Source organism: Lederbergia ruris, from assembly GCF_018332955.1.
GTDB lineage: Bacteria > Bacillota > Bacilli > Bacillales > Bacillaceae_C > Lederbergia > Lederbergia ruris.
In genome coordinates this window covers 19,296-31,532 of sequence record NZ_BORB01000036.1, presented here as the reverse complement: position 1 = coordinate 31,532, position 12,237 = coordinate 19,296, and the positions used below count along the sequence as shown (strand labels likewise).

At 40.3% G+C, this 12,237-nt stretch carries 10 protein-coding genes and 1 other annotated feature; of the genes, 2 read left to right on the top strand and 8 right to left on the bottom strand.

Going from position 1 to position 12,237, the window contains the following annotated elements; translation table 11 throughout:
• Positions 1–142 precede the first annotated feature (142 nt).
• From KI363_RS17030 to zapA, 5 genes are all read right to left on the bottom strand, one after another.
• A complete protein-coding gene (locus tag KI363_RS17030) occupies positions 143–553 on the bottom strand; it encodes a DUF350 domain-containing protein (protein WP_212967069.1) in 411 nt (136 codons plus the stop codon).
• A gap of 153 nt (positions 554–706) precedes the next feature.
• Positions 707–3,064 carry an endonuclease MutS2 gene (locus KI363_RS17025; protein ID WP_212967068.1) on the bottom strand — a complete coding sequence of 786 codons (2,358 nt, stop codon included), beginning with the start codon at positions 3,062–3,064 and terminating at the stop codon, positions 707–709.
• Between the two features lie 28 nt (positions 3,065–3,092).
• Positions 3,093–4,811 (bottom strand): DNA polymerase/3'-5' exonuclease PolX, encoded by a 1,719-nt coding sequence (gene polX / locus KI363_RS17020; protein WP_212967067.1) that lies wholly within the window; start codon positions 4,809–4,811, stop codon positions 3,093–3,095.
• Between the two features lie 186 nt (positions 4,812–4,997).
• Positions 4,998–5,540, bottom strand: coding sequence for a CvpA family protein (locus tag KI363_RS17015; RefSeq protein ID WP_158322539.1), 543 nt, complete (start codon positions 5,538–5,540; stop codon positions 4,998–5,000).
• A gap of 6 nt (positions 5,541–5,546) precedes the next feature.
• Positions 5,547–5,807 carry a cell division protein ZapA gene (gene zapA / locus KI363_RS17010; protein WP_158322538.1) on the bottom strand — a complete coding sequence of 87 codons (261 nt, stop codon included), beginning with the start codon at positions 5,805–5,807 and terminating at the stop codon, positions 5,547–5,549.
• 517 nt (positions 5,808–6,324) lie between these two features.
• On the opposite strand from zapA, the gene rnhC reads away from it, so the two are divergent.
• Positions 6,325–7,257, top strand: a complete 933-nt coding sequence (rnhC, locus tag KI363_RS17005) for a ribonuclease HIII (RefSeq protein WP_212967066.1) — start codon at positions 6,325–6,327, stop codon at positions 7,255–7,257.
• 68 nt (positions 7,258–7,325) lie between these two features.
• Here the strand turns inward: rnhC and pheT are convergent, their stop codons facing one another.
• The 3 genes from pheT to KI363_RS16990 form a co-directional block, all read right to left on the bottom strand.
• Positions 7,326–9,740, bottom strand: coding sequence for a phenylalanine--tRNA ligase subunit beta (pheT, locus tag KI363_RS17000; RefSeq protein ID WP_212967065.1), 2,415 nt, complete (start codon positions 9,738–9,740; stop codon positions 7,326–7,328).
• A gap of 17 nt (positions 9,741–9,757) precedes the next feature.
• Positions 9,758–10,795: a phenylalanine--tRNA ligase subunit alpha gene (pheS, locus tag KI363_RS16995; protein WP_158322535.1), complete on the bottom strand. Its 1,038-nt coding sequence runs from the start codon at positions 10,793–10,795 to the stop codon at positions 9,758–9,760.
• A 51-nt stretch (positions 10,796–10,846) separates the two neighbouring features.
• Positions 10,847–11,108: a binding site (T-box leader), on the bottom strand.
• A gap of 42 nt (positions 11,109–11,150) precedes the next feature.
• Entirely contained in the window at positions 11,151–11,915 is a 765-nt protein-coding gene (locus KI363_RS16990; RefSeq protein WP_212967064.1) for a TrmH family RNA methyltransferase, read from the bottom strand.
• Positions 11,916–12,014: 99 nt separating this feature from the next.
• Between KI363_RS16990 and sspI the strand changes: the two genes are divergently transcribed.
• The gene (sspI, locus tag KI363_RS16985) at positions 12,015–12,221 is read left to right on the top strand and encodes a small acid-soluble spore protein SspI (protein WP_158322533.1); all 207 of its coding nucleotides are present in this window, start codon (positions 12,015–12,017) and stop codon (positions 12,219–12,221) included.
• Positions 12,222–12,237 lie beyond the last annotated feature (16 nt).

Here is a 12,237-nt window from a genome sequence, read left to right as displayed (position 1 = left end):
GAAAACAGTGTCGCAAAGAACCAGCAGCCCTTTGCGACACTGTCTTTATATACGAACTAGATAAATTACACCAAGTATGAAGAAGATCGCGCCTACTACTAACAGCACTTTAGCCAGTTTCTCCACCTACATTACCCCACCCTTATTGAATGTTTGCACCAATGATGTATGAAAGCCCGATCGAAATTACCATCGAAATAAACCCGACCGCACGATTGTCATTTTCAATCTCTGTATCAATGTTAAATTTTGGTGTTAAAAATTCAAAAATGAAATAGCCTGTTAACAACAGAAAGAAGCCAAACACTCCCCAACCAATCATAATAAATAATGAATCATGATGAAGAATCGAATGCCTAAAAACATTCGCGATCCCAAAAATTTTTCCTCCGGTTGCCATGGCAACGGAAATATTTCCATTTTTAATTTCTTCCCAATTTTTATACTTCGTTACGATTTCAAATATAAACAAGAATAAAACCATACAAAGCACAGAGACTGTATAATACCCTGCTGTCTGCACAACTGAGTTCTCCCAAAATGAAGTCGCCATTATTCATCTCCCTCCTAAGTAAAGCGCAAGCGCCCGTTTCGCGACGTACAAACTTAGTCCATAAGGGTGAACGGCTAAAGGCGCGCCGTCCTGGCGCAACGCTGTTCTGTCCCACATCCTGTGGGCCCCCGTCTTGACCAACATTTGTTGGCCTTATTTAAATTCGACTACTGTCACGCCACTCCCGCCTTCTCCTGCTTCCCCTAATCTTATACGTTTCACAGAACGAAGTTGTTTCAAATAATCCGTAATTCCTTTCCGTAACACGCCTGTTCCTTTTCCATGGATGATGGATACACGCGGATAACCAGCCAATAAGGCGTCATCGATATATTTCTCCACTTTGAGCAAGGCATCTTCCAATCTTTCCCCGCGCAAATCCAATTCTAGACCAACATGATGGTCTCGGCCTTTTATTGTCGCCATTGGCTTCGTTTCTTTCTTTTGCTCTGATTGAATAAACTCCAAATCACTCTCTTTTACTTTCATCTTCATAATGCCAATTTGCACATTCCATTCTTTTTCCGCTACTTTTTCAATCAGATGCCCTTTTTGGCCAAAACTCGTTACTTTTACTTCGTCCCCAGGCTGGAATTCGAAGTTTTTCTTTTCCTTTTTTCCCTTTCCTGCTTGTTTATCTAGTGAGGGTATAGCATTCTCTAATCGATGTCTTGCTTCAATCAATTCATGTTCCTTTACTTGGGCCCCACTCTGAAAGCGCAGTTGTCGTAAGTCTTTCATGACCTCTTCTGCTTCCCTTTTCGCCTTCTCAATTACATCAGTCGCTTTATTTTCAGCGCGCTCATACATCTCTTGTTTTCTTTCATAAAACTCGATCATTTGCTTTTGCATATCTTGGTGAAGCTTTTCTGCGGCCTTTAAATATTCATGTGCTTCTTTATATTCTTCTTCCGCATCGTGACGACTTTTCTCTAATGAAGCGATCATACTTTCCACTTCATTACTTTCTGCATCAATCAATTTTTTCGCATTTTCAATCGTCCATTCAGACAGACCCAATCGCTTAGATATTTCAAAAGCATTACTTCGTCCGGGAACACCGATTAATAATCTGTAAGTCGGCCGCAATGTTTCAACATCAAACTCCACACTGGCATTGATCGCACCTGGTCGATTAAATCCATATGCTTTTAGCTCCGGATAATGCGTGGTAGCAATCACGTGAGCACCACGTTGGTAGACCTCGTCAAGAATAGAAATGGCGAGGGCGGCTCCTTCTTGTGGGTCTGTTCCAGCCCCTAATTCATCAAATAAAACAAGACAATCATGATCAACCTTTTTTAAAATATCAACAATATTGACCATATGGGATGAAAATGTACTTAAGCTTTGCTCAATCGATTGTTCATCCCCTATATCGGCAAATACCTCTGCAAATACGGCGACTTCTGAACCTTCTGCGGCAGGGATAGATAAACCCGCTTGCGCCATAAGTGTTAGTAACCCCACTGTTTTAAGTGTGATCGTTTTCCCACCCGTATTAGGCCCGGTAATCACCATTGTCGTATACTCGCCACCAAATTCGATATCATTCGCAACAGCCTCTTCCATTTTTAATAAAGGATGGCGAGCTTGAAATAACCGAATGATCCCTTTTTCGTTCATCACTGGTTTTGTTGCTTTTATTTCTTTACCAAAGCGTGCTTTTGCGAAAATAAAATCTAAATCACCCAATACTTGAACAATTTGCTGCAATTCTTCCGCCACTTCCGCGACATTCCCTGATAACTGAGCAAGGATCTTCTCAATTTCTTGCCTTTCCTTTAACTGCAATTCCTTTAGCGAATTATTAAGGTCTACGACAGCTTGTGGCTCAATAAATAAGGTTTGCCCTGAAGCAGATTGATCGTGCACAATCCCCCCATAATGCGTGCGATATTCCTGCTTAACCGGAATGACATAACGATCATTTCTGATTGTAATAATCGCGTCAGATAACATTTTTTGCGCATTCTGCCCTCGGGTAAAACCTTCCAATTTCCCCCGTATACTTCCTTCAGTTCTTCTTACCTGTTGGCGTAAACTCCGCAATGTTTGACTTGCCGAATCAAGGATTTCCCCCGTTTCATCAACCGCATTTTTAATCATTTTTTCCAGTTCACTTAAAGGAATGATTTGTTCCGATTTCCCTGCTAAGATAGGAATGTCAACTTCATTTTCAAGCAATTCTTCAATAAAACGTTTTATAGATCGTGAAGCGTGAACCGTACTAGCAATGTGCATCAATTCTAATGGATTGAGCACACCGCCGATCACCGATCTTTTCACATGTGGTCTGATATTAAAAATCCCATCCAATGGAGCATGACCTTTTAAACGAAGAGCATGCGATGCCTCATCTGTTTCTGCTTGCCTTTGAACAACTTCATCAAAGGAGCTTATTGGGCGTAAATCTCGAACCTTTTCTCTCCCCAACACAGAGGATGTATGGCCTTCTAATTGTGTTAAAATTTTATCAAACTCTAATGTCTTTAATATCTTATCATTCATGGAGTTGGACTCCCCCCTAGTTTTCACTCTACTTATTTCTTCTTAAAAATTGCAGTAATTCCTCTAGTGGCAACGCATTAAGAACAGAAGAAGCTGGAAGCCAACCTTTCCTAGCGGATGATATCCCCACTTTCATGTATTCAAGGTTTTCTTTATTATGGGCGTCTGTATTAATCGCTATTTTGACCCCTGCCTTGTGCGCCATTCGAATATTAGTCGCAGAAAGGTCAAGGCGTGCAGGATTCGCATTTAATTCTAAAGCTGTACCCGTTTGTCTGGCAAGCTCAATTAATAGCGGCATATCGACATCATATCCATCCCGTCTGCCAATCAAGCGCCCTGTTGGATGAGCAATAATATCAACATATGGATTTTCCAGCGCATTTTTGAGGCGCTCCATGATTTTAGCTTGTGGCTGGGAAAAGCTTGAATGGATGGAAGCAATGACAAGGTCTAACTCCGCTAATAAATCATCCGCATAATTGAGACTTCCATCTGGCAGTATATCCATTTCAACCCCAGCTAAAATCGTAATATCGTGGTACTTCTCATTTATTTTCCGAATTTCCTCTATTTGACTCCTTAATCGATCAGGTGAAAGCCCATTCGCCACTTTAAGAAATTCGGAGTGGTCTGTGATCGCCATATATTGGTACCCTTTTCTTCGACATGCCTCAACCATTTCTTCGATCGAGTAGGCACCATCTGACCAAGTTGTATGCATGTGTAGATCACCTTTTATATCGTCGATTTCAATAAACGAAAGATCCGCATGATAATCATCTATTTCCTTGCCATCCTCTCTTATTTCAGGTGGAATCAAAGGCAATTGAAAATGATGATACAGTTCAGCTTCCGACGAAAAAGTCTGCATCTGCCCCGTCTCCGTCTTCTCTACTCCATATTCACTAATTTTTTCATTTTGTTCTTTTGCACGCTGCCGCATCCGGATATTATGTTCCTTTGAACCTGTAAAATGATGCAAAGCCGAGGCAAACTCTTCTGGTTGTACAAGGCGAAAATCAACTGAAACTTGGAATTGTCCTGATAGAATCAATGTAATCTTTGTATCGCCACTAGCCGTAGCATCTTGCACACCGGGCATTGTTAATAAAGCATTTTTCACAGTTTGACCATGTTCAGTCGCAATAACATAGTCTAAATCTTTCATAGTTTCCTTCATTCGTCTTAAGCTTCCAGCACGAGAAAACTCGCTCACTTCCTTGATTTTCCGTAGGTATTGCTCAATACTTTCTGCAATAGGTAACATGTAGGCAATTGGAAGACGGTCTGGTTGACTTCCCGCCCCTGCAATCGCTTCTAAAATCTTCTCTTGAGATTTTTTTCCGAAACCTTTTAAGCCGGCTACCTGATTACTTTCACAGGCTGCTTTTAAAGTTTCAATGTCCACAACTCCTAATTCTTGATACAATCGGGAAATTTTCTTTCCACCAAGTCCAGGTAGCTGTAATAGAGGGATTAACCCCTTTGGAACTTCTTCTTGCAAAGAAGATAAAACGCTAGAATGTCCCTGGGATATATATTCTTCAATCACAGCTTCCGTTCCTTTTCCAATCCCGGGTAACTCAGCAAAGTGGGAAATTTCGGACAGACTGCGATCATCTGCTTCTAAAGCAAAGGCAGCCTTACGAAAAGCTGAAATTTTAAATGGATTTTCTCCCTTTAATTCCATATATATAGCAATCTGTTCAAGCAGACGAATGACATCTTTTTTGTTTATACTCATATTTATCACCAACCACTCAACATTCTTCCTTAACATATTCTATCAAAACCAATTGTAAAAAGAAAAACTTCCCTTTCAAAAAGAGAAGTTTTGCTTATCACTTAATAGAAGCGCATGATAGATGAACCGCTGTAGACACAACTTCTTAAAGTATCAATCTAGCACATCCCCTACACCTTAGCTATCCTAACTCTGAACAAAGTCAATCCACCATTTTTTGATTTCGGCCGAAAAATAAGGTGTATGCTTTAAAATCATTTCAGATAAGGCGGAACCTTCCAGAGCTGTTTGAATAGAGGCCATTGGAACTAATGCAGCAATGTACAAGAGAATAAACATAAATAAATAGATTTCCATTGCCCCCAAAACTCCACCAGCGCTAATATTCAGCCATTTAATTACGGGTAAACTAGCGACAATGTCTAAGGCAGACCCAATGATTCCTAACACAATTCTAGTCGCAATAAAAATGATCACAAAGGCAATTGCCCGATAAAAAGCCTCATCAAAATTGGAACCATCTAAAAACATTTTAAAACCATTTTCCGAACCTAAATCAGGATACGGGATCCAAAGTCTTAATTTTGGAGCAACTGTATCATAATACAAATAAGCTACAACAAAAGAAACAACGAACCCGATCATATGAATCAATTGTAAAATGAAACCTCTCTTTACTCCTATGAGAAAGCCCGCTATTAATAACACTATTAAAGCCAAATCTAACATAATTGGTCATTCCTTTATACGATTAAGTTCTTGCAGAATTCGTTCATACTCTTCTTGTAATTTCATATATTCATGAATTGAATTAACTGCTGTTAACACTGCTAATGTTTCAGTATTCAAATTTGGATTAATCGAGTTGATTTCGCGCATTTTTTCATCGACAATTCCTGCAACGTCCTTCATATGATCAGGGGATTCAGTTCCTGTGATTGTATACTGTTTTCCATAAATCACAACAGAAACTCTTACCTTCTCTTGACCAGACATTTCTTTTCCCCTCTTTTCGATAAAATCCTACAACATATCATATCATGAATGAAAACAGATGGGAATAAGAAAAAGTTGATGATCTTATTCTGCTTTTACTTTTTATTTAGTGAAATTTTTGCAGTTCCTTGTTTTAATTATATTTATGTTAAACTTATCTTAAGGATTCTTTAAGAGGATGTTCAAAAAGTAAGGATCAAAGGCTAAATTCGCGACATCCTGTCACAACGCCTTTGTGACCTGCGTCCTGCAGGCCTCGGTAAAAATGACACTGCGAATTTCTTCGTTGGCTTGCTTCTCCGCTCCTTGGAAAAGAAAACCACTTTTCCGGCGTGCGATGCTGATTCAGGGAAGCTTTCCTTGTGCTCGAAACTGCGCCGCCTCGAACTTTCGACGCACAGGAAGTGCTAGTGTCGGCGTAGCTGACAGGACGTCAGCGTAGTCGCCGACGGGTCCTTTTTATCCTCCTTTTTGAACACGCACTTTAAGGGTATTTTTTAGAAAGGGAAGTGATTGGTTGGCAAATACAGTTATTCAGGTAAATCAAGCTGAAATCGAAAAAATGAAGAGCCATTATGAACAATATTTAAAAGCAAACAATCCACCGGGAAGTGTATTTTCGGCTAAAAAACAAGGCTGCACGATTACAGCCTATCGGTCTGGAAAAGTCATGTTCCAAGGGGCAGGGAATGAAGCTGAAGCAAAACAATGGGGAGAGGTACTTCCAACAAAGAAAACTGTTCCCTCCAAAAAGAAATCGTCCGGCACCCCTTTGCCTGCTAATATTTCGTCTTTATCCGTGATTGGATCAGACGAAGTCGGAAAAGGGGATTACTTTGGCCCAATGACCGTTGTGGCAGCTTATGTAAAAAAAGAACAGCTTCCTCTTGTCAAAGAATTAGGTGTACAAGATTCAAAAAATCTAACAGATACAGAAATTGTCAAGATTGCGAAGGATCTCTTAACATTTTTACCATATAGTCTCTTAACATTACCAAATGAAAAATATAATCAACTGCAGTCTTCTGGGATGACACAAGGGAAAATCACGGCTAGATTACATAATCAAGCTTTGAATCATCTACTCAAGAAAATAGAACCTGAAAAACCGGATGCGATTCTTATCGACCAATTTGCAGAGGCACCTGTCTATTACCGGCATCTACAAGGAGTTAAAGAAGTGTGCCGAGAGAATGTTTATTTTAGTACAAAAGCGGAAAGTATACATCTTTCCGTTGCGGCTGCCTCCATCTTAGCTCGTTATGCTTTCTTAAAAGCGATGGATCAACTAAGTCAAAAAGCCGGATTTAAGTTAACAAAGGGAGCTGGCCCTAAAGTAGACCAAGATGCCGCTCGTCTGATTAAATCTCATGGTTTAGATGCTCTTCATAAGTTTACGAAAATGCATTTTGCCAACACGAATAAAGCGAGAAAAATCGCAAGAGTATAAATATAAAAAGGTAGAAACAACTCAGATCGCCCGAGTCGTTTCTACCTTTTTGTGTTGCCTGCTAGATCCTATCCCCTGAGTTCTGCTCCCGCTTTATCTTTTACTGCTGTTAATACTTTTTCATGTGCTTTCACTACTTCTTCATCCGTTAATGTTCTTTCAGGATCTGCATAAATTAACGAGAAAGCAATTGATTTTTTCCCTTTTTTCATATGTTCCCCTTCATATAGATCAAATACCTTAATCGATTTTAGAAGTTTTCCACCAGCTTCTTGGATAATATTTTCCAGAGTGCCAGCCGTCACTGTCGTATCGACAACAAGGGCAATATCTCTTGAAATCGATGGGAATTTAGGAATTGGCACATATTTTAATTCAGGTAGATTATAGTGGAAGATCGGTTCAGCCTTTATTTCAAATACATACGTATTTTTTAGATCCCATTCTTTTTCCATTGTTGGATGAAGTTCACCAACAAAGCCAATCACTTCACCGGTAAGGACAATTTCTGCGGTTCTCCCTGGATGCATACCATCTATTTTCGCTGCACGCCATTCTACTTTGTCCGCTACACCCATTCTTTCAAACAGTCCTTCTAAAATCCCTTTGGCTACATAGAAATCAACTGGTTTCTTTTCACCTTGCCAGGCATTCTCTACCCACAAACCTGTTAAGGCACCTGCAATATGTTCCTGTTCATCAGGTTGCTGATTTTGCCCGTTATTAAGAAAAACAGAACCTATTTCATAAAAACCAACTGTTTCTTGTTGCCTGGCGATATTGTACGCGACAGATTCTAAGAGTTGCGGAATAATACTCATTCGCAAACAGCTATGCTCCTCACTCATAGGCATCGCTAGTTTCACGGGTTCCCGTGTTTCGAGCGCAAATTGGGGTGACTTTTCTTCGGAAGTCAAAGAATAGGTGAGCGTTTGATAAAGTCCCGCTCCTTCAAGATAATCCCTTGCTGATCGGCGTTTTTCCTGATCTTTCGTTAACCCACCAGAAGTAGCGGCCCCCTTCGGCAACGTCTTCGGTAAGAGGTCATAGCCATATAAACGTGCAACTTCCTCAATCAAATCTTCTTCAATCGTAATATCTCCACGACGAGGAGGCGCAGTCACTGTAAAAGTCCCCCCTTCGACAGATGCCTCAAATTGTAACCTTCTAAAAATTGAAAGCACTTCAGACTCAGTAATCTTCGTTCCTAATACGCGGTTTATTTTGTCCAATGTAATGGAGAGAGTGACAGGTTCAATCGTTAAATGATCATCCTCTACCCGTCCTTCTAACACCTCTCCCCCTGCAAGCTCTGCCATTAGCTTAGCTGCTCGTTCTGCTGCAGGACGAACACGGGTAGGATCCACTCCTTTTTCATATCTAGCACTAGCTTCACTTCTTAGGCCGTGGTGTTTAGAAGTCGCGCGAACAGATGGGCCGGCAAAATAAGCCGATTCAAGTAAAACAGTCGTGGTTTCACTCGTTACTTCAGATTCCTCCCCACCCATAACGCCAGCTAGGGCAATAGGTTCAGAACCATTCGTGATCACCATCTGCTCACTCGTCAGTGTTCGTTCCACACCATCAAGCGTCACCAGTTTCTCCCCTTCATGGGCAAGCCTCACAACGACTTCTTTCGAACCCAATTTATCATAATCAAAAGCGTGAAGCGGCTGACCGTATTCCAATAAAATATAATTGGTAATATCCACCACATTATTATGGGGGCGGATTCCGGCAGACATAAGACGCGTTTGCATCCATAACGGGGATGGACCTATTTTCACATTGCGTATCACTTTGGCTGTATATAAAGGATTTTCCTCGCTCTCCTCAACCTTAACCGCAATATAGTCTTCGGCCTTTTCCGAGCCGGCCTCAAGTTCCGTTTCCGGTAATTTGATTTTTTGATCAAGGATGGCCGCTGTTTCATAGGCTACGCCAAGCATGCTAAGCGCATCGGCACGGTTCGGAGTAAGATCAAGCTCTAATACTTCATCATCTAAGTTCAATAATGCTAAGGCATCCGCTCCAACTTCTACGTCATTAGGAAAGACAAAGATTCCCTCTGCAAATTCCTTAGAAACGAGTTTCCCTTCTATTCCTAGTTCCTGAAGGGAACAGATCATTCCATTTGAAACTTCGCCACGTAATTTCGCTTTCTTAATTTTAAAATTTCCTGGAAGAACTGCACCAACCTTCGCAACAGCTACCTTCTGATCTTTCGCGACATTAGGTGCGCCACAGATAATTTGCACAGGCTCCTCTTCCCCTACATCCACTAAACATTTATTTAATTTATCAGCTTCTGGATGTTTTTCACATTCAAGTACATGGCCCACGACAACATTTTTCACGCCTGCACTTTTTTGTTCAACGCCATCGACTTCAATTCCACTTCTCGTAATTTTTTCTGCTAATTCAGTTGCGGATACTCCTGCAAGATTGACATATTCTTGCAGCCATTTATAAGAAACAAGCATTTTTTATCCTCCTATCCCTATTCTTGCACCGAAAATTGTTGTAAGAACCGAATATCATTTGTATAGAAATGCCGAATATCATCAATTCCATATTTCAGCATGGCAATCCGTTCAGGACCCATACCAAAGGCAAAACCAGTATATTTCTCCGGATCAAATCCAGACATCTGCAGAACATTCGGATGAACCATCCCTGCCCCTAATATTTCGATCCAGCCAGTTTGTTTACAAATTCGACATCCGGATCCAGCACAAATTTTACAGGAGATATCCATTTCTACGGATGGTTCTGTAAAGGGAAAGAAGCTTGGACGTAGACGGATTTCGCGATCTGCTCCAAACATTTTCTTCGCAAAGACATCTAGCGTTCCCTTCAAATCTGCCATTGTGATATTCTCATCAACAACAAGTCCTTCGATTTGGGTAAACTGATGGGAATGAGTCGCATCGTCATGATCACGACGATATACTTTACCAGGACAAATAATTTTGATTGGCCCTTTTCCTTCATGTTTTTCCATTGTGCGTGCTTGAACTGGTGATGTCTGTGTCCGCATTAACAATTCTTCTGTGATATAGAAAGTATCTTGCATATCTCTTGCTGGATGACCTTTTGGCAAATTGAGCGCCTCGAAATTATAATAATCTTTTTCCACTTCTGGACCCTCTGCCACTTGATACCCCATGCCAATAAACAAATCTTCAATTTCCTCAATGATTTTCGTTAATGGATGGCGGCTACCTGTTTTGACTGGTCTACCCGGTAAAGTGACATCGATCGTTTCGGATTCTAACTGTTTTTGAACAGCAGCCTTCTCTAAGTCATTCCGTTTTTCCGTAATCACTTCTGATATGTTTTCTCTAATTGTGTTCGCTAAAGCCCCAATCTTTGGTCGTTCCTCAGCGGATAATTTTCCCATTCCTCGTAAAACCTCTGTAATAGGACCTTTTTTTCCTAGATAAGAAACACGGAGATCGTTTAGTTCTTTTAAATTGGATGAACTTCTAATCTTTTCTAATGCTTCTGATTTAAGTTCCTGCAACCTTTCTCTCACTTTGCAGATTCCTCCTTATGTTTTTTTCTAAAATAAAAACCTCATCCCTAAAAAAGGGACGAGGTTTGTCGTCGCGGTACCACCCTTATAAACACGCCAAGCATGTTCACTTCATTCTCATAACGGCAAGTGCCGGTGTATCTTTACGTAACGATGTTCAAAAAGGAATTTTAACTTTTTAAACACAATAAAACGGTCCTGATACCAACTCGGGAGGTGAACTTCATTTGGTTTTGGCAAAAAATGCTTTCAGTCAAGGCATTTTCTTCCTAAATGCTTCCCCCAAACTACTCTTCTCCGTCGACGTCTTTCGATTATTTAGATATTCACATTATAGCCGTTTCGGCTCATGAATTCAAATCGATTTTCTCAAATGATACAGCAAGATGCCGGTAGCAATGGAAACATTGAGAGATTCACTTTGCCCATAGATGGGAATATATAAATTTTGGTCTGTTTTTTCAAGAATTTCTCTCGAAACACCTGACCCTTCATTTCCAACCACAAGGGCGAAGGATTTCGCTGGCGTGATGGATTGGAAATCCACTGCTTTTTCTAGTGCCGTACCATAAAGAGGAACTTCATTTTGTTTTATTTGGTTTACCCAATTCGATAAATTTCCGGATTCAATCGTAAGGTGAAAATGGCTACCTTGTGCTGATCGGATCACTTTCGGATTGTAAACATCCCCAGATCCCTCTCCTAAAATCACAACATCCACACCCGCTGCATCCGCTGTCCGAATGATGGTACCAATATTACCAGGATCTTGCACACCATCCATTAAAAGGAAGCGAGCATGTTTAGTAAAATCAACTTTCGTATTTCTTTTTTTACATACGGCAAAGATTCCTTGAGGGCTTTTTGTATCAGAGATATGCTGGCTAATTTCTTCGGAAATAGTGAACACCGATATTTTTTCGTGATTTAATGACCAAGCATTTGAAATCGTCTTATCCTCTTGGATCATTATTTCGACGACCTCATTTGTTTTCAATGCTTCTAGTATTAAATGCTCCCCTTCAATTAAGTAGGTTCCTGTTTGATCGCGAAATTTCTTCGAAAGTAGTTTTTTCCATAATTTGACTTTTTCATTTTTTGTCGACTTTATATATTCCATATCTTTCAAGCCTTTCCAAAGTTTCTTCCTTCATTATACATATATACAACTTATTTGAGAAAAACTAAACATCACATCTACTATAAAGGAGCCATGATCATGGATTTAAATTTACGTAAAGCAGTTATTCATAATGTTTCAGGCAATGACCAAGCCCAATTAAAAGAAACCATTGTCGATGCGATTCAACGTGGAGAGGAAAAAATGTTACCTGGACTAGGGGTCTTATTTGAAGTGATTTGGGAAAATGCAGATGCCAGGGAGCAAAGTATGATGCTCGAAACATTGGAGCAAGGATTAAAATAAACATCCATTAAAAAGC